Raw genomic sequence first — 22,177 nt, 5'->3', positions numbered from 1 at the left:
TGCGGTCGGGGCCACGGCGGCGTCGGACGGTGTCGGGGCGACGGCGGCGCCGGTGGTCAGAGCGGCCGCGGCCAGGCAGGCCGCCGCCACGGCACGCAGGCGGCGTCCCCCGGGACGTCGCGTCGCGCCCACGCTCGGGCGTCCCGGAACGGGCGGTGTCGCTGCGGACGGTCTCGGTGCGGACATGGGGTTCCCTTCGGACGGCGTCGTCGACGGCCGGTGCTGTGGCCCCGCCCGGGTCGCGGGCAGGGTCGTGCGACGGGGGCACCGGGTGGCGCCACCGCGGGAGTGCTGTGGGTCCGTGCGGGTCGGAGGGGGCGTCAGGCCCTGAGCCAGGCCGTGACGAAGTCGGTGATCCGGTCGACGATCGCGGCGACGATCGCCTCCCCGTGCTCCGGATCGGCCCGGCGGGGGTCGCCGAGGACCCCGTTGCCGGACAGACGGTCGTAGGGCGCGGTGAGCCTCGGACCACCGCGCCGGCGGGCCAGTGCGCCGAAGGCGTCGAGCTCGGCGAGCCGGGTGGTCCCGGCCGCGAGCCGGTCGGTGTGCACCAGGTGCGGTGCGACGGCGAGCATCTGCGCCGTCTCGGCCTGCCCGCTGTGCCCGCTGACCTCGGGCGGCCCGGCCGCGGCGACGACGTCGGCGGCCAGCGTGGTGAGCGGGCTCCAGGCGAACTGCAGGTCCGGACGGGCCGCGAGGAGGTCCTGCGCGACCGTCGCGAGGGTGGCGTCGTTCCCGCCGTGCCCCGTGACCACGCAGATCCGGCGCCAGCCGTGCCGGTACAGGCCGTCGACGTACTCGCGTACGAGCGTGGCGAACGTCGTGGTGGTCAGGCTGATCGTGCCGGCGAAGGCCAGGTGGTGCGGCGACACCCCGACCGGCAACGACGGCCCGACGACGGCGGTGCCGCCCAGTGCCTCGGCGACCCGGTCGCAGACCGCCTCGGCGCGGATCAGGTCCGTCGCGAGCGGCAGTCCCGGCCCGTGCTGTTCGAAGGCCCCGGCCGGCAGCAGCACCACCGGGCTGTCGACGACGGCGGCCGCGGCCTCGACCGTCGTCATCTCCCCCAGGCGCCGCGTGCTCACGCGCCCACCGCCGCGGCGATGGAGGCGAGATGCTCGCGACACAGCCGATCGGCCAGGTCGGGGTCGCCCCCACGGACGGCCTCGAGCAGCGCGACGTGCTCGGCGTGGTCGCGCTCGCGGTCGTCGTAGCGATGCCGGATCTCGACCTGGTCGTGCGCACGGACGTGCAGCAGCGCCTCCACCGTCTCCCGGAGGAGCGCGTTGCCGCTGGTCGCGGCCAGTGCGACGTGGAAGTGCACGGCCGGACGGAGGTCACCGACCGGCGGGTGCAGGGCGTTGGTGACGCTCTCTGCGAGCATCGCCAGCCCCGCGGCGTCGCGCTCCCGGGCCGCGGCGGCCGCGATCGGCGGCTCCAGGACGAGCCGGGCGCGGATCAGCTCGTGCACGCCGTCGGGGGTCCGGGACGGCCGGTGCGGGTTGGCGAGCAGCCGCCGCCCGACCCCGGCGCCGACGTAGGTGCCCGAGCCGTGCCGGAACTCCACCGCGCCGGTGGCCTCCAGGCGGCGCAGCGCCTCGCGGACGGTCGGGGTGGTGACCTCGAACCGTCGCGCCAGGTCGCGGGAGGACGCGAGCTGGTCCCCCGGGCCGAGGTTCCCGGTCCGGATGATGTCCATGATGTCGTCGGCCAGGCGCTCCGACAGCGTCTCCCCTGCGGTCATAAAGTGACTAAATCACTTAGAGACCTGACCGGTCAACCCTCCCCGCCGCCTCCGCACGCCGGTGATCGCGATTCCGCGCGCTGATCCGCTGGGCGCGCGCGTCCGGACGCACGCGGACCGCGGATCACCGCGCGAACTCCGGATCACCGTGCGGGCGGTCTGCGGACGGCCCGGGGACGGCGAGGCGCCGTCGGCGGCGGACGAACCGGGCCGCTCGGGCGGCAGTGGTCGGAGCGGGCCGGTCAGGCCCCGGCGGCGGCGGCCGGGCCGTCGGCGTCGTCGGGGGCGTCCGCGGCGGCGTCCCAGTCGGCCAGGGCCCGGTCGAGCTCGGGCCAGGTCGTGTCCCGGGCCCGGCGCCCGGTCAGCACGCCCAGGTGCCCGCCCGGTGAGGTCGTGAACCGCACCTCCGGGCTGCCGGTCAGCAGCGGCACGCCGGCGCGCACCGCCCGCAGCGGGGCGATGACGTCGTCCCGCCCGGCGACGACGAGTACCGGCACCCCGACGTCGGACAGCTCCACGTCGCGCCCGCCCAGGCGCAGTCCGCCGTCGGCGAGGTCGTTGCTGCGCAGCAGCAGGTGGAAGATCTGCCCGAACACCCGGCCCGGGTAGCCGTGCATGTTGCTCATCAGGTGGTCGACGGCCTCGATCTGGGCCAGGCAGTCCCGGTCGTCGATCCGCGACGCGATCGCCAGCGGCTTGGTGACGAGCTTGTCCACCGCGGTCAGCTGGAACGCCCAGCTCACCATCGGCGCCGGGAAGCTGCCGACGCCCCGGTAGATCGAGGAGATCAGCCGGCCACCGGTGATCTGCGCGAGCGGCCGGATCGGCGCCACCAGCGGCACCCGGGAGATGTCGACCGGGGTGCCGATCGCGGCGACCGAGCGCACCGGCAGCGGGTCGCGGGCCTGCACCGCGGCGGCGACGGCGAGCAGGGCGAAGATCCCACCGAGCGACCAGGCGACGAGGTGTACCTCGTCGTCGGTCTCCTCGGCGACCCGGCGGATCGTGTCGGGCAGCAGCTCGTCGACCCAGCTCTCGATGCCCAGGGTCCGGTCGGAGAACGACTTGGGGCCGTAGTCGATCAGGTAGACGGTCCGGCCCTGCTGCAGCAGGTGCTCCACCAGCGAGCAGCCGCGACGCAGGTCGTAGGCGAAGTCCGGGGCGCCCAGCGGCGGCACGAGCAGCACCGGTGCACCGCCGGAGGGGTCCACACCGGACAGCGGCCGGTACCGGAACAGGATCCCCTGCGGCGAGCCGACCACGGAGTCCCGCGGCATCCGGCGCAGGTCGGCGAGATGGCCGACCACGGCGCGGTCCCACACGTTGGCGACGGCGTCGACGAGATCCACGGGCGCACCCTACCGGCACGCGCGGGTCACCGACGGCCCGTGGAGACGCCCGGAGTTACCCGCGGGTATGTGAGACTGCCGACCATGCAGCGCGAGATCTTCGACGACGAACACGACGCGTTCCGGGACCTGTGCCGAACCTTCATCGCGAAGGAGGTCACCCCGTACCACGAGCAGTGGGAGGAGAACGGTCAGGTCGACCGCTCGGTGTGGACCGCCGCGGGCGCGGCCGGCCTGCTGGGCACCGCGGTGCCCGAGGAGTACGGCGGCGGCGGGGTCGACGACTTCCGCTACAACGCGATCCTGGCCGAGGAGATCGTCGCCGCCGGGGCCAGCGGGATCGGCTTCCCGCTGCACAACGACGTGGTGCAGCCCTACCTGCTGCGCCTGTGCACCGACGAGCAGAAGCAGCGCTGGCTGCCCGGGTTCTGCAGTGGTGAGCTGATCACCGCGATCGCCATGACCGAGCCCGGCACCGGCTCCGACCTGCAGGGCATCGCCACCAACGCCAAGCAGGACGCGAACGGCGACTGGATCCTCAACGGCTCCAAGACCTTCATCACCAACGGCATCCTCGCCGACCTGGTGATCGTCGTCGCCAAGACCGACCCGGACGCCAAGCACCTCGGCTTCACCCTGTTCGTGGTCGAGCGCGGCATGGAGGGGTTCGAGCGCGGCCGCCGCCTCAAGAAGGTCGGCATGAAGGCCCAGGACACCGCGGAGCTGAGCTTCACCGACGTCCGGGTGCCCGACGCCAACCGGCTCGGCGAGGTCGGGCAGGGCTTCGTCTACCTCATGCAGAACCTGGCCCAGGAGCGGCTGTCGATCGCCGTCGCCTCGGTGGCCGGCGCCGAGGCCGCGGTGCGGATGACGCTGGAGTACACCAAGGAGCGCACGGCCTTCGGCCGCCCGGTGGCGAACTTCCAGAACACCCGCTTCGAGCTCGCCGAGATGGACACCGAGGTCTCCATCGCCCGGGTGTTCGTGGACCGCTGCATCACCGAGCACAACGGCGGGAGCGAGCTGTCGGTCCCCGACGCGGCCAAGGCCAAGTGGTGGTGCTCGGACCTGCAGAACCGGGTCGTGGACCGCTGCGTGCAGCTGCACGGCGGCTACGGCTACATGCTCGAGTACCCGATCGCCCGCGCGTTCGTGGACTCCCGCGTCCAGGCGATCTACGGCGGCACGAACGAGATCATGAAGGAGATCGTCGGCCGCTCGCTCATCGGCTGAGGCCGCCCGCGACGGTGTCCAGGGCCCGCGCGATGTCGGCGACGAGATCGCGCGGGTCCTCCAGCCCCACCGACAGCCGCAGGTGCCCCCAGCGGCGGAACTCCGGCGGGAAGTGCGCCGCGCGCCCCTGGCCCCCCGCCCCGACGTGCACGATCAGCGACTCGTCGTGGCCCAGCGACACCGCCGAGGTGATCACGCGCAGTGCGGCGACGAACCGGTTCTGCAGCTCCGGCGGACCGGCCAGGGCGAAGGCGAGCATGCCGCCGTACCCGCCGTCGAGGGTGCGGGTCGCGAGCGCGTGCTGCGGGTGCGACGCCAGCCCGGGGTAGGCGACGTACGCGACCTCCGGGCGGGACTCCAGGTACTCCGCGACCTGCTGCGCGCCGGCGCAGTGCGCGCGCATCCGCATCGGCAGGGTCACCGCGCCGCGGGTGATCAGCCAGGCGTTGAACGGGCTGATCACTCCCCCGGCGTCGACCATCGCGTCGGCGCGGATCCGCTCGACCAGCTCGCGGCGGCCCAGCACGGCGCCGCCCATCGCGTCGCCGTGGCCGTTGACGTACTTGGTCAGCGAGTGCACGACGAGGTCCGCGCCCCGCTCCAGCGGCCGTTGCAGCACCGGGGTCGCGAACGTGGCGTCCACGCTGAGCAGGGCATCCGCCTCGTGTGCGACGGCGGCGACGGCGTCGACGTCGGTGATCCGGGTCGTCGGGTTCGCCGGGGTCTCGACGTGCACCAGCCGGGTCTCCGGACGGATCGCGGCGCGCACCGCGTCCGGGTCGGAGGAGTCGACCAGGGTGGCGGTGATCCCCCACCGGGCCGGCAGCAGCTCGGTGAGCAGCCGGTGGGTGGCGACGTAGGTGACGTCGGAGCTGACGACGTGGTCACCGGAGCGCAGGAACGTGAAGAACACCGCGTGCAGGGCCGCCACCCCGGACGCGAGCGCGACGGCCGCGCACCCGCCCGGGGACACCCCGTGCGGATCCTCCAGGGCGACGAGCTTGTCCTCCAGCCAGCCCTGGTTCGCCCCGCCGTTGCGGGTGTAGAGCCGGGTCGCGGTGCCCGACCAGTCCAGCTCGGAGGGGTCCTCGGGCAGCGCGTAGGAGTTGGCCGCGACGATCGGGCGGCGGATCGCACCGGTCCCGGGATCGACGTCGTTGCCCGCGTGCACCGCGCGGGTTGCGAGGAAGGGCGGTCGGTCGCCGGAGGTCACGCCGGAGATCATGCCTCGGCGATCGGCTCCGGGGCACGCAGCGACGGACCCGCGTCCGGCACGACCAGCGGGGTCCCGGTCACCGGGTCGGGCAGCACCCGCGCCCGCAGCCCGAACACCTCGGCCAGCAGCTCCTCGGTGACGATCTCGGCCGGCGACCCCGCCGCGACGATCCGGCCGTCCTTCATCGCGACGAGCCGGTCGGCGTAGCGGGCGGCGAGATTCAGGTCGTGCAGCACCATCACCACGGTGCGGCCCGCCTCGGACTGCAACCGCCGCACCAGCTCCAGCACGTCGACCTGGTGGGCCAGGTCGAGGAAGGTGGTCGGCTCGTCGAGCAGCAGCAGGTCGGTCTGCTGCGCCAGGGCCATCGAGATCCAGGCCCGCTGGCGCTGGCCACCGGACAGCTCGTCGACCGGACGCTCGGCGAGGTCGGACAGGCCCGTCCAGGTCAGCGCCTCGGCGACGGCGCGCTCGTCGTCCGAGGACCACTGCCGGTACCAGGCCTGGTGCGGGTGCCGCCCGCGGGCGACGAGGTCGCCGACGGTCAGCCCCTCGGGCGCCAGCGGCGACTGCGGCAGGATCCCCAGCACCCGGGCGACCTCCCTGGTCGGGGTGCGGTCGATCCGCTTGCCGTCGAGCAGCACCTGACCGGTCCGGGCGGGCAGCAGCCGCCCCAGCGCGCGCAGCACGGTGGACTTGCCGCAGCCGTTCGGGCCGATGACGGTGGTGACCGCGCCGGGCTGCACCTCCAGGTCGAGCCCGTCGACGATGGTGCGGTCGCCGTAGCCGAGCGTGACCTGCTCGGCCGACAGCCGGACCACACCGGGACGGACGGGCTCGCCCGCCGTCGTCGTCCGGGAGGTGGTGGCCTCCGCGACGCTGATGTCCTCGACGGTGCTCATCGACGGGCCTCCTGGCGGGTGCGGGCGAGCAGGTACAGCAGGAACGGGGCGCCGAGCACCGCGGTCACGATGCCGACCGGGAGCTCGACGGACCCCAGTGCGGTGCGGGCGATCAGGTCGGACGACACGGTCAGTGCCGCGCCCAGCACGAGGGAGACCCCGATCGGCGGGGTCCCGACCCGGCAGAGCCGGCGCGCGATCTGCGGGGTGACCAGTGCGACGAAGGCGATCGGCCCGGCGGCCGCGGTCGCGACCGAGGCGAGCCCGACCGAGACGAGCAGCAGCGCGGTGCGGGCGCCGTTCACCCGCACGCCGAGGCCGCGGGCGGTGTCGTCGTCGAAGCGCAGGGCGCCGAGCAGGTGCACCAGGGCCAGCGCCGCGGGCACGAGCACCAGCATGGAGATCGACAGCGGGACGACCTCGTTCCAGCTGCGCGCGTTCAGGCTGCCGTTGAGCCAGACCTGGGCCTGGGCGGCCTGGTAGATCTGGGCGACGGTCAGCAGCCACTGCACCGCGGCGACGAGCACGGCCTGGATCCCGATGCCGATCAGCACGAGCCGGAAGCCCTGGATGCCCTTGCGCCAGGCCAGGACGTACACCGCGGCCGACGACACGAGCCCGCCGATCAGAGCGGCGAGCGGGATGCCGAGCGAGGCGAAGGCGCCGCCGACCCCGGCCACGCCACCCCCGAGCACGATGACGAACACCGCCGCCGCACTGGCGCCCCACTGGACGCCGATGATGTCCGGGCTCGCGAGGGGGTTGCGGGCGACCGACTGCAGGATCGCGCCCGAGACGGCCAGCGCGCCGCCGACCAGCGCACCGACCAGGGTGCGCGGGAGCCGCAGCTCGAGCACGACGAGCTGCTGACCGGCGTCACCGCCGCCGAACAGCGTCGCCAGCACGTCGGTGATCGCGATCGGGTAGTCGCCGCGGCCCATGTTGACCGCGGCGGCGAGCACCAGCGCGACGGCACAGGCGAGCAGCACGACCGCGGTGCGGATGCGCAGCACGCCGGAGAAGCGGCCCGCGCGGACGGCGCGACGGCCGGGGACGGCCACCGTGCTCGGCGGGCCGGGTTCGGTCACGGTGCTCACACGGCCCCCAGCTTGCGACGGCGCACGAGCGCGATGAAGAACGGCCCGCCGATCAACGCGACCACGATGCCGACCTGCAGCTCACCGGGGCGGGCCACCACCCGTCCGACGACGTCGGCGAGCAGCAGCAGCACCGCCCCGGCGAGCCCGGAGGCGGGCAGCAGCCAGCGGTGGTCGGGCCCGGTGAACACCCGGACGACGTGCGGGACGATCAGTCCGAGGAACACGATCGGCCCGCAGGCGGCGGTGGCCGCCCCCGCGAGCAGCGTGATCGCGACGACGCCGACCACCCGGGTCCGGCGGACCGAGTGCCCCAGCGAGGTGGCGACGTCGTCGCCGAGGGAGAGCGCGTTGAGGGCGGGCGCGCTGGCCAGCGCCAGCGCCGTGCCCGCGAGGATGAACCACACCACCTGGCCACCGACCGCGGCGTCGCGCCCGGCGAGCGAGCCGACCACCCAGAACCGGTAGGCGTCGAGGCTGGTCTCGTCCAGCAGCACCACCGAGGACGTACCCGCCTGCAGCAGGAAGCTGACCGCCGCACCGGCCAGGGCCAGCGACACCGGGGTGGCGCCGCCGGGTGCCCGGGTGCCGATCACGAACACCACGACGCTGGCGACCAGCGCCCCGGCGAAGGCGAACCAGACGTAGCCGAACAGCGTGCTGACACCGAAGACGTAGATGCCGAGGACGACGAAGAACGCCGCACCCGCGTTGACGCCCAGCAGGCCGGGGTCGCCGAGCGGGTTGCGGGTGAAGCCCTGCACGAGCGCGCCGGCCAGGCCGAGCGCGATCCCGACCAGTACCCCGAGCAGGGTGCGCGGGATCCGCAGGGAACGGATGACCACGTCGTTCTCGCTGCCGGTCGGGGCGACCAGCGCGGAGAACACCTCGTTCACCGGGATGACCTTGGTCCCGATCGCGATGCTGGCGAGTACCGCGAGCAGCAGCGCCGTGGTCAGGGCGGCGAGGCCGAGCAACCGCCTGCGCCGGAGCGACCGCCGTGGGGGCGCCGGTTGTTCCACCGACGGTGGTCGGACGCGGATCGCGTTCACCTTGCTCGTGGCCCCCTGCTCGACCGGATGCCCACCCGTCCGGTGCGGCTCCGCTCACCATAAGTGAGGCTGCCCTACGACAGAACACCCCCGTGCGTCACGCCGCCCGCACGGCGGGATGCTCGGGCGGTGCCCATCGAACCCTCCGCGTCCGGTCCCCCGCCCGTCCGGCCGCGGGTCACCGCGGTCATGGTCAGCTCCGCCGACGGGGCCGTGACTGCGGGCGGAGCGGGATCCGGTGGCCTGTCCACCCCGGCCGACCGCGACCTGTTCCGCGCCCTGCGACGGTCGGCCGACTGCGTGCTCGTCGGGGCGGGCACCGCGCGGGACGAGGACTACCGGGGCGTCCGGCCACGCCGCCCCGGGCCGGACGGGCGGCCGCCCGGGCCGCCCCCGCCGGTCGTCGTCGTGAGCGGGTCGGCCGGGCTGGACCCGGGTGCGCGGCTGTTCACCGACACCGTCACGGCGCCGGTCGTGCTGACCACGGCCGCCGCCCCCGCGGACCGACGCGCCGCGCTGGGCGCCGCGGGTGCCGAGGTCCTGCTGCTCGACGACCTCTCCCCCGGCGCACTGCTCGCCGCGCTCGCCCGCCGCGGCCACACCTCCGTGCTGTGCGAGGGCGGGCCGACCCTGCTCGGCGCGCTGGTCGGGGCCGACGTCGTCGACGAGCTGCGCCTGACCCTGGTCCCGGTGCTGGTCGGGGGCCCGGAGGGGCGGATCGCGACCGGGCCGCGGCCCCTGCCCGTACCGCGCGCGCTGCGCCTGGCCGGCCACGAGGCGGCCGCCGACGGGACCCTGCTGCTGCACTACGTCCGCGCCGCCCCCGGGGCCCCGGCTCCGCCGAACGAGTGAACCACCGTGAGGGAGGGCCACGGACGGGCATCCCACGGGGGACACCACACGCACCGCGGCGGGCCTCCACCCGGGGCCGGCCCGTGAGAGGAGCACCGATGACCTCCGGCACCCCGACCACCACCCCCGCCACGACCCCGGCCGCGGCCCCCGCGGGACGCCTCGCCGACGGCACCGGCCAGGGCCGCACCACCATCGCCGCGTCCGTCGTCCAGAAGATCGCCGGCATCGCCGCGCGCGAGGTCTCGGGCGTGTACTCCATGGGCTCCGGCGCGTCCCGCGCCTTCGGTGCGCTGCGCGAGCGCATCCCCGGCGGCGGCACCAGCGGCGCCTCCACCGTCGCGGGCGTGGCCGTCGAGGTCGGCGAGAAGCAGGCCGCGGTCGACCTGGACGTCGTCGTCGAGTACGGCGTCGCCATCGCCGACCTGGCCTCCGCGGTCCGCCGCAACGTCGTCGGCGCCGTCGAGCGGATGACCGGGCTGGAGGTCATCGAGGTCAACATCTCGGTGAACGACATCCACCTGGCCGGCGAGGACGACAACCGCGACGAGGCCCCGGTGGCTCCGGCCCCGACCGGCCGCGTCGTGGAGTGACGGTGTCCGAGCCGACCCCGCCCGACGCCCGGTCCCCCGCCGCCGTCGTCACCGGTCCGCCCGGTGCGGCGGAGGTCGCCGCGCAGCGGCGCCGGGAACCGGCACCGGCCGCGCTGGCCGAGCTGGTCGCCGAGGCCGTCGTCGCGCACCCGTCGGTGGTGCGGCTCGACGGCGGCACCTTCGGGACCGTCGCGACCTGGCTGTCCGGGCGGCGGTTGGTCGGCGTGCTCGTCGGCCGTACCGACGAACCGGTCGAGATCGGGGTGGTGCTGCGCCTGGACCGGCCGATCCCGGCTACCGTCGCGGCGCTGCGGGCGTCCCTCGCGCCGTTGGTCGACGGGGTCCCCGTCGACGTGACGGTCGCGGACGTGGAGGTCCCCTGAGGTGGAGGTGGATACGGGATGGACGAGCCGGATCCCGGCGGGCACGGGGGCCTGACCCCCGCGCAGCGGTCGGCCTACCGCTCGTTCGTCCGTACCCACCACCCCGACCGCGGCGGTGACCCGGAGGTCTTCCGCGCCGGGCTGGCCCACTTCCGCGCGCTCGCGTCCGACCGGCACGCCGGCCGGACGCCCGACCCGGACGACCGCCGCTACGACGCACCGATCGAGATCGTGCCGGACCTGCCGCTGCCGACCCGGGTCCTGGTGGCCCTGATCCGCACCATCCGACGTCGCACACACCCCCGGGTCGACCGGCCCGGCCGGCACGCCCACCGCTCCACCCGTCCCGGAGAGGACATTCCATGAACGCCACCCAGACCGGCCTGCTCGCCGGCCTCCTGCTCGGAGTCGCCGGTGCCACCGGCGGCTTCTTCGCCTTCGTCATCACCCTGGTGCTCGGCATCATCGGCCTGGTCGTCGGCCGGCTCCTCGACGGCGAGCTGGACCTGTCCGGCCTCGGCCGGGGCCGCGACCGGTGAGCACCCTCCCCGACCCCGCCGAGCGCGGTGTCCTGGAGATCGACCCGGCGGTGCTGCGCACGATCGTCGAGTACGCCGCGGACACCGCCCCGGCCACCCGGCACCGCGCCCGGCGGGTCGCCGGGCTCGACGTCGGCGAGTCCGGGCCGACCGCCCGGGTGACCCGACGGCCCGGTCCGGCACGGGGCACGGTCGGGGCCGCCGTCGGCGCCGCGACCGGCGACGCCGGTGAGGTCGACGTCCGGCTGCGGCTCACCCTGGCCCACCCCGGGTCGGTGCGGGCCGCGGTCGCCGACGTCCGGGAGCGGATCGACGCCGACCTGCGTCGCACCACCGGGCACCGGCTGCGCGGCCTGTCCGTCGAGGTCGAGGCCCTCCGGTCGGAGGACGCCCGGCCGCGCCCGGACTCCCCGCGCGTGCAGTAGAACCGTCGGATCCTGAACGAGTCGGAAGAGGGAGGCCGGGCCCCGTGCGTGTCCTGCTCCGCGTTCTCGCGCCGCTGCTGAGCCTGGTGGTGGCCGCGATCGGCGCGCTCGTCGTCGTCGAGGTGGTGGCCGCCTGGGTCGGCCGGGTCTCCGGCGCCGGGCTGCTCGTCCCCTGGCGGGACTGGCGCACCACCGTCCAGAACACCCTGTGGACCGCCCAGCCGGTGCTCTGGATCGCCGTCGGGGTGATCGTCGTCGGGGCCGTGCTGCTGCTCGTCGGGCTGTTCGCCCGCCGCCACGACGTCGCCCTCGACGCGCCGTCGCCCGGACTCACCGTCGTCACCGCGCCGCGGGTGCTGGCCCGGCTGGTCGGCACCCGGGTCCGGGCCGCGGACCCGGTGACCGCCGCGTCGGTGACCGCATCGGCCCGGTCGGTCGTGGTGAACGCCCGCGGCCGCGGCGACACCGACGCGCTGCGCGAGGCCGCCCGCGGTGCCGCCTCCGGCGTCCTCGACGCGCTGCCCCTCGCGCGGCGCCCGCGCCTGACCGTGCGCGCCACCCCGGAGCAGCCGGGCTCGAAGGGAGTGCAGTGATGGCCGACGCCGTGACCTCGACGGGGAGCACGCCGGGGACCTCCGGCCCGAACCCGCGCCGCGCCGCCCGGACCGCGCGACGCGCCCAGTACCGCTCCGCGGGCGGCGCCCGCGGCGGGCTCGTCCTGCTCGGCGTGGTGCTGCTCGCCGTCGGCGTGCTCACCGTGCTGCTGGTGACCGGGGTCTTCGGGCAGGGCCGCCCGCAACGCCCGCTGCTGGACCCGGTGGTCGAACAGTTCCTGCTGGCCAACGGCACCGCCGCCCGCCTGGTCGCGATCCTGGCCGGTCTGGTGCTGGTGCTGCTCGGGCTCTGGTGGACCGCGCGGTCGCTGCGCCCGGAGACCCGGCCGGACCTGGTCCTGGACGGCGGCCCGGACACCGAGATCCGGATCGGCGCCTCCGCCGCGGCCGACGCCGTCGCCGACGGGGCCGCCACGCTGCCCGGGGTGACCCGGGCCCGCGCCCGGATGGTCGGCAGCACCTCCGCGCCCGCGGTGCGCGCCACCGTGTGGGTCGGCGAGGACGTCGCCGACGGGGAGGTCGCCGAGATCTGCCGCCGCCTCGACGCCGAGATCCTGCCCGGGATCCGCGACGCGCTGGGGATGGCGGACCTCCCCGTCGCGGTCCGTCTGGAGCTGGACGAGGCCCGCCGCGACGACCGCCCGCGGGTCTCCTGACCCACCGGCCGGGTCCGTGACCCGGCTCACAGGGGCCGGGCCGGTCGGCGACCGTACGGTCGTCGGCATGAGCGCAGTGCTGGACGGCAGGACGGCCCTCGTCACCGGGGCGGGCAGCGGGATCGGGGCCGCCGTGGCCCGCAGGCTCGTCGCCGACGGGGCGAAGGTGTACGCGGTGGACCTCGCCGAGGACCGGGTGGCCCCACTGGCCGCCCAGAGCGACCTGGTCACGCCGCTGGGCTGCGACCTGTCCGACCTCGACGCCGTGGAACAGCTGCCCACCGACGTCGACATCCTGGTCAACAACGCCGGCCGCCAGCACGTCTCGCGGCTGGAGGAGTTCGACCCGGAGATGTTCTCGAACATCCTGCGCCTGATGCTGGAGTCGCCGTTCCGGCTGATCCGCCGGTCGCTGCCGCACATGTACGCCCGTGGCTGGGGACGGGTCGTGAACATCTCCTCCGCGCACGGCCTGCGGGCCTCGCCGTACAAGTCCGCCTACGTCTCGGCCAAGCACGGCCTGGAGGGCCTGTCGAAGGTCACCGCGCTGGAGGGCGCCGAGCACGGCGTGACCAGCAACTGCATCAACCCCGCCTACGTGCGCACGCCGCTGGTCGAGGCGCAGATCGCCGACCAGGCCCGCACGCACGGGATCTCCGAGGACGAGGTCGTCACGAGGATCATGCTCACCCCGGTGGCGGTGAAGCGGCTGATCGAGCCCGCCGAGACCGCGGAGCTGGCCGCGCTGCTGTGGGGGCCGGCGTCGGCGTCGATCACCGGCACGTCGCTGTCCCAGGACGGCGGCTGGACCGCCCGGTAGGGGTGCGGCGCTCACCGCGGCCACACCCCGGTACCGGCATGATCGGTGCTCGTGCGGCGGTGGAGTGTGCTCGGGGTCCTGCTGCTCGCCGTACTGCTGCTCGCCGGGTGCGCCGTCGGGCCGTCGCAGCGGCCGCCGGTGGCCGTGCGGGGCGAACAGCTGCCTGCCGCTCCCCCGACGTCGGCCGCGGGCCCGCCCGCCGACCCGGACCTGCTGCCCGACTCCGACCCGGTCCGCACCACCGGGTTCACCGACTGCACCGCCGACACGGCCGCGGCCCTGACCACGGCGGGCACCCCACTGCCCGCCGGGCGCGTGCTGTCCGTCGGCTGCGCCCGGCTCACCGTGCCCGCCGACCGGGACCGTCCCGAGCTGGGCCCGGCCCGGCTCGGCCTGACCCGGGTCACGACACCCGGCGCGGCGGACGGGCGCCCGGCGCTGGTCGTGCTGGGTGACACCGGCACCGACGGGTCCGCACGGGCGGCGGTGAGCCTCGCCGCCCGGCTCCCCGCCGCCGTCCTCGACCGCTACCAGGTGATCGGCGTGGACCGCCGCGGCACCGGCGAGGACCTTCTCGACTGCGCCCCGGTCGACGCCCGCGCCGCTCTGCTCGACGCCGGACCGGACCGCCGCGACGAGGCCGCCATGACGGCACTGCTGGAGCGGGCCCGTGAGGTCGTGCAGGACTGCAACCTGCTGCTGTCGGGCACGTTGACCAGCTACCGCGCCGCGAGCGGTGCCGACGACCTGGAGTCGCTGCGGTCCGTGCTGGGCGCGGCCCGGCTGGACCTGCTCGCCGTCGGCGACGGTGCCGACGCGGCGGCCGCCTGGATCGGCGCCCACCCGGGCTCCGTCGGGCGGGTCGTGCTCGACGGGCCCGGTGACCCCACCCTCGACGAGCCGGCCCGGACCGAGACCACGACCGCGGCGGCGGAGAAGGCCTTCGACGCCTTCGCCGGGGCCTGCACCGCGTCGCCGACCTGCCCGCTGGGTCCCGACCCGCGCGGCTACGTCGACGAGCTCGTGTTCCGCCTGTCCCGCACCGCGCTGCCCGTCGGCGACGGCGACGCGGTCACCGCGGGCGCGACGCTGCGCGCGGTCCGGTCGGTCATGTCCCAGCCCGCGCGCTGGCCTGAGCTGCAGTCCGCGCTGGTCGCGGCCGGCGACGGCGACCCGGCGGGGCTGGTCCGCATCCTCGCCCCGCTCGGGGGTCCGCAGGGCCGTTTCGACGCCACCCTGGCCACCCGCTGCAACGACAGCCGGGTGCGGGTCACCCCCGGTGAGGCCGCGGACCTGGCCGGGCAGTGGGCGCAGCGCTTCCCGCTGTTCGGGGTCGCGGCGGCGCAGGAGCTCGTGGCCTGCGGGCCGTGGCCGTCGGGTGGACCGGTCACCCCGGCGGCGCCGCGGGGCGCTCCCCCGCCCCCGGTCGTCGTGATCGGGACCGCGCAGGACCCGCAGTCGCCGCAGAGCGGTGCCGAGCGGACCGCCCAGCAGCTCGCGACGGGGCGGCTGGTGCGCTGGCAGGGCAGCGGGACCGGGGCCTACCCGCGCACCCCGTGCGTCACCGACGTCGTCGACCGGGCGTTGCTGACCGGCCGGGCGCCCTCCCAGCCCGTGGTCTGCCCTCCGTAACCCCGTGCTCCGGGCGGCTCACCCTGGGTAGGTCCAGACCGTGGTCGGGATGCGACGAAACCGGCGCAGAAGGTCACGATTGCGTATCCGCCGTTTTCCGGGGCGGTTGCGGGAACAGCGTTGTCGGCCATCCTCACCTGCGACAACGGGCGTACGAAACGTTTCCGGAATGGCTACGCCATCGTCGCGGAACGGTCCGTTCGGCTTACCGGTGCCGCCGTTCTGCGGCTAGGCTCCGTCCGGCGAGCGGGAGACCGCAGGTCGTGCCCACCGCACCGGTGGGCGTACGCGAACTCCCGGTCACGTCGTTCGGGTGGGTGTAACGCCGAACGGACCCGACGACGAGTGGTGCGGAAGGACCGTGCCCCTGCCCCGAGCGGCGGGCACGGACCCCGGGCGGAAGGAGCACGGTGGATTTCTTCACCTATGTCGGCAGCCAGCTGAACCAGTTGGTGTTCTACGGCCAGCAGCATTTCCTGCTGGTCGCGATCTCGGTCGGAATCGCGGTCGTGATCTCGTTGGTGGCGGGCACCCTGCTGCACACCAATCGGCTGACTCCCGAGTCGTGGAGCCGGCCGGTCCGGGCGGGCTCCCGTGAGGCGTTGCTGATCATGTTCTCCGCCGCGCTGACGATCCCGTCGCTGGCGCTGTTCGGTCTGCTGCAGCCGATCCTGGGGCTCGGCGTCACGCCGTCGCTGACGGCGCTGACGATCTACGCGATCTACCCGGTGCTGCGTAACGTCGTGGCCGGGCTCTCCTCGGTGGACGACGCCGTCCTCGAGTCCGCCCGCGGGATGGGGATGGGTTCGGTCCGGCGGATGTTCACCATCCAGCTGCCGCTGGCCTGGCCGGTGATCCTGTCCGGCATCCGGGTCGCCGTTCTGATCATCATCGGTATCGCGGTCGTCGCCGGCGCCATCAACGGCCCGGGCTTCGGCTCCTCGCTCTTCCTCGGCCTGCAACGGCTGGGATCGGTCAACTCGTTCAACCAGGTTCTGGCGGCCACACTCGGCTGCCTCGTCGTGGCTGCGGTCTACGAGCTCGTCTTCTGGATCGTGCAGCGTTTCACCACCCCGAGGGGGATCCGTGTCTGATTCCGGCAAGCCGATGATCGCCCTCGAAGGCATCAGCAAGACCTATCCGAAGTCCACCACCCCGGCCGTGCAGGAACTCGACCTGCACGTACCCGAGGGCACCATCTCGATGTTCATCGGGCCGTCCGGCTGCGGCAAGACGACCACGCTGAAGATGATGAACCGGCTCATCGAGCCCAGCACCGGCCGCATCCTGCTCGACGGCGACGACGTCACCGACGTCAACGCCGACGAGCTGCGCCGCCGCATCGGCTACGTCATCCAGCAGGTCGGCCTGTTCCCGCACTTCACGATCGGCGACAACATCGCCGTCGTCCCGCGGATCCTCGGCTGGGACCGCAACCGGATCACCGCCCGGGTCGACGAGCTGCTCCACCTGGTCGGGCTCGAGCCGAAGACCTACCGCGACCGCTACCCCCGCCAGCTCTCCGGCGGCCAGCAGCAGCGCGTCGGCGTCGCCCGCGGGCTCGCCGCGGACCCGTCGGTGATGCTGATGGACGAGCCGTTCGGCGCCATCGACCCGATCACCCGCGAGCGCATCCAGGACGAGTTCCTGGAGCTGCAGCAGCAGATCGCCAAGACCATCTGCTTCGTCACCCACGACCTCACCGAGGCGGTCAAGCTCGGCGACCGGATCGCGGTGTTCGGGCCCGGCGGCGCGCTGCAGCAGTACGACACGCCCGACATGATCCTGACCCACCCGGCCAACGACTTCGTCGCCGAGTTCGTCGGTTCCGGTGCCGCGGTGCGACGGCTGTCGCTGCTGGAGCTGTCCCGCCTGGAGCTGCAGTCGGTCGACCTCGACGGGACCGCCGCCCGTAACGGCTCCCCCACCTACGAGGCCGACGCCGAGGGCCGCCCGGTGCGCTGGGCGTACCTGCCGGGCACCGCCGACCTGCCGAAGCTGGTGACGGTGCCGCGCACCGGCACCGTCTACGACGCCGTCGACGTCATGCTCGACTCCCAGACCGAGCTGGTCGGTGTGGTCGACGAGCAGCAGCAGCTGCAGGGCGCGCTCTGGTGGCGCGACCTGGTCGAGGGCCTCAAGACCAAGGCCGGTTCATGAGCGCCCCCGCCGCCGAGGAGACCGGCGCGGCCGAGCCGTCCGGGTCGCCCTCGGCCGAGCCGGTCGTCCGCCGGACCCGCCGGCTGGACCGGTCGCTCGTCGTCAACCCGCTCATCGCCGTCGCCGGCGTGGTGCTGGTGCTGGTCTACGCCGCGTCCCAGGGGCTCGACGGCGTCGAGGCCTCGGTCATCAACGCGTCCTCGCTCGGGCAGCGGCTCGGCGAGCACCTGATCCTGACCGGGCTGTCCACCCTCGTCGTGATCATCGTGGCGATCCCGGCCGGCATCGCGATCAGCCGCCCGTCCGCGCGTCGTATCCAGCGTCCGATCCTGGCCTTCACCGGGTTCATGCAGGCGCTGCCCGCGTTCGGTGTGATCGTGCTGCTCGCGTTCTCCCCGCTCGGTCTCGGCCTGCCGACGGCCGTCGTCGCGCTCGCGCTGGCCGCGCTGCTGCCGGTGCTCACCAACACCGTCGTCGGGCTCCAGCAGGTCGACAAGGCGCTGATCGAGGCCTCCCGCGGCATCGGGATGTCGGCGCGGCAGACCCTGCTGCGCGTCGAGCTGCCGCTGGCGACGCCGGTCATGGTCGCCGGTGTCCGCGTCGCGCTCGTACTGAACGTCGGCACCGCGGCCCTGGCCACCTACGTCGGCGCCGGCGGTCTCGGCGAGCCGATCAAGGGCATGCTCGAGCTCGGCCGCCCCACCGGAACCCTCGTCGCGGCGACCATCGTCGCCGCGCTGGCCCTGATCGTGGACTGGCTCGCCGGTCTCGCCGAGTACGCCGTCCGCCGCAACGCCGGCTGACGCGGGCCCCGCTCGCCCCCGAATCCCCGCAGTACCGCATTCCCTGGAGGACACGTGAAGTTCGGACGATCCCGGCGTCTCGCCCTGACGGCGATGGCCGCCGCCGCGGCGCTCGCCCTGGCGGGCTGTGGCGGCCTGAGCGGCAGCGGCCCCTCGGCCTCCGGCGGCTCCCTGGCCCAGGCCGGCGACCTGAGCGGACAGAACTACGTCGTCGGCGGCAAGAACTTCGACGAGCAGCTGGTGCTCTGCCAGATCACCGTCGCCGCGCTCGAGTCGGCAGGCGGCAACGTCACCGACCGCTGCAACACCGGTGGCACCGACGTCACCCGCCAGGCACTGCTGGCCGGGGACATCAACATCTACTGGGAGTACACCGGTACCGCCTGGGCGTCGTTCTTCAAGGAGACCCGCCGGATCACCGACGACAACGAGCTCTACGACCTCGTCGCCCAGCGGGACCTGCAGCAGAACCAGATCCAGTGGCTGGACAAGGCCAACTTCAACAACACCTACGCCTTCGCCATGACCGAGGCGAAGTCACAGGAGCTCGGCATCACGACGCTGTCGCAGATGGCGGACTACATCAAGTCGGGCAAGGCACCGGCCGGCTCGGTGTGCGTGGAGACCGAGTACAACTCGCGTGACGACGGCCTGCGCGGCCTGGAGAAGACCTACGGCTTCACCGCACCGAACCCGCAGGTGCTCGCCACCGGCGTGATCTACCAGGCGACCGCCGACAACAAGTGCCTGTTCGGCGAGGTCTTCACCACCGACGGCCGCATCCCGGGCCTGAAGCTCAAGGTCCTCGACGACGACAAGAAGTACCACGTCACCTACAACGCGGCGCCGACGATCAAGGCCGACGTCTACAACGCCAACCCCGCCGTCCGGCAGGTGCTGGCGCCGATCGCCCAGGCCCTGGACTACAACACCATCCTCGACCTGAACGGCAAGGTGTCCTCCTTCGGCCAGAACGAGCGCGACGTCGCCCGTGAGTGGCTGACCCAGCAGGGCTTCATCGGCTGAGGTGTCCCGGTACGCCCACCGCGTCCCCGCCCCCGCTCCACCGGGTGCGGGGACGCGGTGTGTTCCGGGTCGATCACCGTGTGTGCGTGGGCGTTGCGCCGACGGACGGATCGTGGTCGGCTGGCCGGACCACCCATCCCCGCGAACCAGGACGATCCCGTGAGCCCCTTCCCCGGCCGCAGGCTGCGGACGCTGGTCCCGGCCCTGCTCGCCGTCGCGCTGCTGGCAGGCGGCTGCACCGGGCTCGCCGGAGGTGGGCCGCGGGCCTCCGCCGGGTCGCTCGCCCCGCGCGTCGACCTGTCCGGCCGGACCTACGTCGTCGGGTCGAAGAACTTCGACGAGCAGCAGATCCTCTGCCAGATCTCGATCGCGGCACTGGAGTCCGCCGGGGCGTCGGTGACCGACCGGTGCAACGTCGGGGGCTCCGACGTGACCCGGCAGGCGCTGCTGTCGGGGGACATCTCCACCTACTGGGAGTACACCGGCACGGCGTGGGCGTCGTACCTGCGCGAGACCCGCACCCTCGCCGACGACCAGGTCCTCGCCGACCTGCGCACCCGCGACCGTGCGCAGAACGGCGTGGTGTGGCTGGACCGCGCCGGGTTCGACAACACGTACTCCTTCGTCGTCGACGGGGCGATCGCGGCGCGGCTGAACCTGAACACGATCAGCGACATGGCCGCCTACGTCCGCTCCGGACAGCCCGGCGACGTCTGCGTCGAGACCGAGTACGCCTCCCGCGCCGACGGCCTCGCCGGGCTCCAGCGCGCCTACGGCTTCGAGCTCCCCCGCGACCGCCGCGAGACCCTCGAACAGGGTCTGATCTTCCAGTCCACCGCCGACGGCGTCTGCCTGTTCGGCGAGGTCGCCGCCACCGACGGGCGCATCCCGGCGCTGGGCCTGAAGGTCCTCACCGACGACCGCGGCTACCACATCACCTACAGCGCGGTCCCGGTCTTCCGGGCCGACGTGTTCGACCGGGCCCCGCAGGTCGCCGACCTGTTCGCCCCGATCACCGCGGCCCTGGACCAGCAGACCATGCAGCAGCTCAACGGCCGGGTCTCCGCAGGCGGGCAGAGCCCCCGTGACGTCGCGCGGGCCTGGCTGGCCGAGCGCGGGTTCATCGGGAGCTGAGCCGTGGCGCGCCGGCAGGTCGACGAGGTCCGCGACGGCGTGGAGCTCACCAGTCTCGACGCCGAGGCCTTCGACGGCGCCGGCGTCACCAAACGGGCCCTGCTCGACCACCTCGACGCCGTCGCCGCGCTGCTGCTGCCCGCGCTGGCCGACCGGCCCCTGTCGGTGGTGCGGGCCCGTCCCGGCCAGGCGCCGTTCATGCAGAAGAACCTCCCGCGCGGGGCGCCCGGCTGGATCCCGACCGTGGACGTGTGGGCGGACTCGTCGCAGCGCACCGTGCACTACCCGCTCTGCCACGACCGCCGCACGCTGCTGTGGTTCGGCAACCAGCGCGCCGTCGAGTTCCACCCGACCCTCGTGCCGCACGGTGCGACGACCACCGGCGAGCTCGTCGTCGACCTCGACCCGCCCGACGGCGCCGGCTTCGACCGGGTCGTCGCCGCCGCGCACCCGGTCCGGGCGGCGGTGGCCGAGCTGGGCCTCGCCGCCGCGGTGAAGACCAGCGGCGCGACCGGCCTGCACCTGGTGGTCCCGCTGTCGGAGCCGCTCCCGGTCGAGGACGCGTTCGCCGCGACCCGCGCGGTGTGCGCCCGTGCCGCGGCGCTGGCCCCCGACGTCGCGACGACCGCGTTCATCCGGGACGACCGCGGCGGCCGGGTCTTCCTCGACCCGACGCGCGTGGGCGGAGCCACCCTCGCCGCGCCCTACAGCCCGCGCGCCCGCCCCGGCCTGCCGGTGTCGTTCCCCCTCACCTGGGACGAGCTGGACCGGGTCACGCCCGCCGACTTCACGGTGGGCACGGTGGCCGGGCTGCTCGCGGGCCGTCCGACCTGGGCGGAGCTGCGTCCCGCGCCGGCCCCGCTGCCGGAGGTCCTGCTCACCGAGGGCCGGGCGATCCCGGTGCCGCGGGTCGCGGCCATGCACGAGGGGAAGCGCCGCAAGCGCGCCCGCGAACGCGGTGAGTGATCACCCGTTGTGGAGGATCCGGCCCGCCTCGCGGACGCTGCGCTCCACAACCGGTGATCACTCGTCGACGTCGCCGCGGGCGCGCCGGTAGATCCAGCGGTCGGCGTCGGCGTGCGGGCCGATCAGGACGTAGCCCCTCGGGTCCCCGCCGGGGTCGGACAGCTCGATCGTCCGCGGCGGACGGCCGGTGGCGTCGGGGTCGATGCGCACCTGCTCGCCTGCGTAGGGGCCGTCGTCGAGGACCGCGTACATGGCAGACGATTGTGCCACCCCGGGTGCCCCGCCCGGCCCCGTCGGACGAGGGGGCCGGGCGGGGCGTGGGCTCAGCAGTTGCCGTAGGAGTTGGTGGTGCCGGCGCGGGTCACCACCCCGGTGGCGGTGTCGGCGACGACGACCGGGATCCCCGGTGGACCGTTGCCGTTGCGGTAGACGTCGCGCAGCGTCGTCGACGGGACGACCCCGGCCCCGTCGGCCCGCGCGACGCCCGCCCGGATCGTGCCGTACCCGGGGACGCCGACGCTCCAGAACCACTGCTCGGCGCCGGGGGTGGCCCGCCCGCTGCCGTACATGTAGCAGGACAGCTGGTCACGGCTGTTGGTGATCGACACCCGTCCGTACGGGACGCCGGCGGGGTCGGCGAGGTTGAGCACGCCGTTGCCGTTCTCGCTCCGCACCCGGTCCCGGGCCGCGCCGGAGAACGACACGCAGACGTGGTCGGAGGGCTGGGCCTCCCGCCACACGAAGCCCGGCTTGCAGGTGTCCGGGCCGTACGGTCCGGACCCGGCGCGGTTCGCGGGGCCCGCCGCGGTCTCGGCGCGGGCGGTGGTGCGCGAGGCGACGCTCACGCAGACCGGGTCGCTCGGCCCGATCTCCCGCCACACGAAGCCGCTCTTGCAGGTGTAGGGGCCGTAGGGCAGCGCGGCGGGCGCCGGGCCCGCCGGGGCGGGCGCCGTCGGCGGGGCGGCGAGCGCGGTGCCGGCG

26 protein-coding genes are annotated in these 22,177 nt (G+C 74.5%); 17 read left to right on the top strand and 9 right to left on the bottom strand.

The genetic code is table 11. From position 1 onward, the window contains the following. Positions 1-320: 320 nt before the first annotated feature. From NH602_RS12450 to NH602_RS12440, 3 genes are all read right to left on the bottom strand, one after another. Positions 321-1,085 carry a creatininase family protein gene (locus NH602_RS12450; RefSeq protein WP_179760301.1) on the bottom strand — a complete coding sequence of 255 codons (765 nt, stop codon included), beginning with the start codon at positions 1,083-1,085 and terminating at the stop codon, positions 321-323. After that, positions 1,082-1,744 carry a FadR/GntR family transcriptional regulator gene (locus NH602_RS12445; protein WP_073577080.1) on the bottom strand — a complete coding sequence of 221 codons (663 nt, stop codon included), beginning with the start codon at positions 1,742-1,744 and terminating at the stop codon, positions 1,082-1,084. Before NH602_RS12445 ends, NH602_RS12450 begins: the two co-directional genes overlap by 4 nt. Before the next feature lie 242 nt (positions 1,745-1,986). Then, on the bottom strand, positions 1,987-3,093 hold the full coding sequence (locus tag NH602_RS12440) for an alpha/beta hydrolase (protein WP_253067907.1): 1,107 nt from the start codon (positions 3,091-3,093) through the stop codon (positions 1,987-1,989). 84 nt (positions 3,094-3,177) lie between these two features. Between NH602_RS12440 and NH602_RS12435 the strand changes: the two genes are divergently transcribed. Further along, positions 3,178-4,326: an acyl-CoA dehydrogenase family protein gene (locus NH602_RS12435; RefSeq protein WP_253067909.1), complete on the top strand. Its 1,149-nt coding sequence runs from the start codon at positions 3,178-3,180 to the stop codon at positions 4,324-4,326. On the opposite strand, the gene NH602_RS12430 is transcribed toward NH602_RS12435, so the two are convergent. The 4 genes from NH602_RS12430 to NH602_RS12415 are packed head-to-tail and all read right to left on the bottom strand — an operon-like array spanning position 4,316 to position 8,518. After that, the gene (locus NH602_RS12430) at positions 4,316-5,539 is read right to left on the bottom strand and encodes a PLP-dependent aspartate aminotransferase family protein (RefSeq protein WP_253067906.1); all 1,224 of its coding nucleotides are present in this window, start codon (positions 5,537-5,539) and stop codon (positions 4,316-4,318) included. The genes NH602_RS12435 and NH602_RS12430 overlap by 11 nt on opposite strands. Before the next feature lie 8 nt (positions 5,540-5,547). After that, positions 5,548-6,444 carry an ABC transporter ATP-binding protein gene (locus NH602_RS12425; protein WP_179760305.1) on the bottom strand — a complete coding sequence of 299 codons (897 nt, stop codon included), beginning with the start codon at positions 6,442-6,444 and terminating at the stop codon, positions 5,548-5,550. Then, the gene (locus NH602_RS12420; protein ID WP_179760306.1) at positions 6,441-7,541 is read right to left on the bottom strand and encodes an iron chelate uptake ABC transporter family permease subunit; all 1,101 of its coding nucleotides are present in this window, start codon (positions 7,539-7,541) and stop codon (positions 6,441-6,443) included. The genes NH602_RS12425 and NH602_RS12420 overlap by 4 nt, the downstream gene beginning before the upstream one ends. Next, positions 7,538-8,518, bottom strand: coding sequence for an iron ABC transporter permease (locus NH602_RS12415; RefSeq protein ID WP_202417136.1), 981 nt, complete (start codon positions 8,516-8,518; stop codon positions 7,538-7,540). The genes NH602_RS12420 and NH602_RS12415 overlap by 4 nt, the downstream gene beginning before the upstream one ends. Positions 8,519-8,722: 204 nt before the next feature. Here NH602_RS12415 and NH602_RS12410 point away from each other — a divergent pair, with 204 nt between their 5' ends. From NH602_RS12410 to NH602_RS12335, 16 genes are all read left to right on the top strand, one after another. Beyond that, positions 8,723-9,445, top strand: a complete 723-nt coding sequence (locus tag NH602_RS12410) for a dihydrofolate reductase family protein (protein ID WP_253067905.1) — start codon at positions 8,723-8,725, stop codon at positions 9,443-9,445. A 98-nt stretch (positions 9,446-9,543) separates the two neighbouring features. Further along, the gene (locus NH602_RS12405; protein ID WP_062402422.1) at positions 9,544-10,038 is read left to right on the top strand and encodes an Asp23/Gls24 family envelope stress response protein; all 495 of its coding nucleotides are present in this window, start codon (positions 9,544-9,546) and stop codon (positions 10,036-10,038) included. Positions 10,039-10,040: 2 nt separating this feature from the next. Continuing rightward, entirely contained in the window at positions 10,041-10,421 is a 381-nt protein-coding gene (locus tag NH602_RS12400; protein ID WP_246352639.1) for a hypothetical protein, read from the top strand. An 18-nt stretch (positions 10,422-10,439) separates the two neighbouring features. Continuing rightward, positions 10,440-10,787 (top strand): hypothetical protein, encoded by a 348-nt coding sequence (locus NH602_RS12395; RefSeq protein ID WP_179760307.1) that lies wholly within the window; start codon positions 10,440-10,442, stop codon positions 10,785-10,787. Next, entirely contained in the window at positions 10,784-10,960 is a 177-nt protein-coding gene (locus NH602_RS12390; protein ID WP_168172228.1) for a hypothetical protein, read from the top strand. The genes NH602_RS12395 and NH602_RS12390 overlap by 4 nt, the downstream gene beginning before the upstream one ends. Continuing rightward, entirely contained in the window at positions 10,957-11,385 is a 429-nt protein-coding gene (locus NH602_RS12385; protein WP_179760309.1) for a hypothetical protein, read from the top strand. Before NH602_RS12390 ends, NH602_RS12385 begins: the two co-directional genes overlap by 4 nt. Before the next feature lie 44 nt (positions 11,386-11,429). Next, positions 11,430-11,978, top strand: coding sequence for a DUF6286 domain-containing protein (locus tag NH602_RS12380; protein ID WP_253067904.1), 549 nt, complete (start codon positions 11,430-11,432; stop codon positions 11,976-11,978). Then, positions 11,978-12,655 (top strand): alkaline shock response membrane anchor protein AmaP, encoded by a 678-nt coding sequence (locus NH602_RS12375; protein WP_253067903.1) that lies wholly within the window; start codon positions 11,978-11,980, stop codon positions 12,653-12,655. The genes NH602_RS12380 and NH602_RS12375 overlap by 1 nt, the downstream gene beginning before the upstream one ends. A gap of 67 nt (positions 12,656-12,722) precedes the next feature. Continuing rightward, the gene (locus NH602_RS12370; RefSeq protein ID WP_161152849.1) at positions 12,723-13,475 is read left to right on the top strand and encodes a 3-hydroxybutyrate dehydrogenase; all 753 of its coding nucleotides are present in this window, start codon (positions 12,723-12,725) and stop codon (positions 13,473-13,475) included. A 51-nt stretch (positions 13,476-13,526) separates the two neighbouring features. Then, positions 13,527-15,107: an alpha/beta fold hydrolase gene (locus NH602_RS12365; protein ID WP_253067902.1), complete on the top strand. Its 1,581-nt coding sequence runs from the start codon at positions 13,527-13,529 to the stop codon at positions 15,105-15,107. A gap of 410 nt (positions 15,108-15,517) precedes the next feature. Next, positions 15,518-16,201 carry an ABC transporter permease gene (locus tag NH602_RS12360; protein ID WP_073577088.1) on the top strand — a complete coding sequence of 228 codons (684 nt, stop codon included), beginning with the start codon at positions 15,518-15,520 and terminating at the stop codon, positions 16,199-16,201. After that, entirely contained in the window at positions 16,194-17,267 is a 1,074-nt protein-coding gene (locus NH602_RS12355) for an ABC transporter ATP-binding protein (protein WP_374210155.1), read from the top strand. Before NH602_RS12360 ends, NH602_RS12355 begins: the two co-directional genes overlap by 8 nt. Then, entirely contained in the window at positions 17,264-18,070 is an 807-nt protein-coding gene (locus tag NH602_RS12350; protein ID WP_073577090.1) for an ABC transporter permease, read from the top strand. The genes NH602_RS12355 and NH602_RS12350 overlap by 4 nt, the downstream gene beginning before the upstream one ends. A 54-nt stretch (positions 18,071-18,124) precedes the next feature. After that, positions 18,125-19,096 (top strand): glycine betaine ABC transporter substrate-binding protein, encoded by a 972-nt coding sequence (locus tag NH602_RS12345; RefSeq protein WP_253067901.1) that lies wholly within the window; start codon positions 18,125-18,127, stop codon positions 19,094-19,096. 159 nt (positions 19,097-19,255) lie between these two features. Then, the gene (locus NH602_RS12340; RefSeq protein ID WP_253067900.1) at positions 19,256-20,230 is read left to right on the top strand and encodes a glycine betaine ABC transporter substrate-binding protein; all 975 of its coding nucleotides are present in this window, start codon (positions 19,256-19,258) and stop codon (positions 20,228-20,230) included. Between the two features lie 3 nt (positions 20,231-20,233). Next, entirely contained in the window at positions 20,234-21,196 is a 963-nt protein-coding gene (locus tag NH602_RS12335) for a DNA polymerase domain-containing protein (protein ID WP_253067899.1), read from the top strand. A 57-nt stretch (positions 21,197-21,253) separates the two neighbouring features. Here the strand turns inward: NH602_RS12335 and NH602_RS12330 are convergent, their stop codons facing one another. Together NH602_RS12330 and NH602_RS12325 are read right to left on the bottom strand one after the other, a co-directional pair. Then, the gene (locus tag NH602_RS12330) at positions 21,254-21,448 is read right to left on the bottom strand and encodes a hypothetical protein (protein ID WP_226356320.1); all 195 of its coding nucleotides are present in this window, start codon (positions 21,446-21,448) and stop codon (positions 21,254-21,256) included. A 71-nt stretch (positions 21,449-21,519) separates the two neighbouring features. Then, the coding region (locus NH602_RS12325) for a hypothetical protein (RefSeq protein WP_253067898.1) at positions 21,520-22,177 on the bottom strand (658 nt) is incomplete at its 5' end.

The organism is Pseudonocardia sp. McavD-2-B (assembly GCF_024124365.1).
Taxonomy (GTDB): domain Bacteria; phylum Actinomycetota; class Actinomycetes; order Mycobacteriales; family Pseudonocardiaceae; genus Pseudonocardia; species Pseudonocardia alni.
This window is presented reverse-complemented; position numbering and strand designations above follow the sequence as displayed.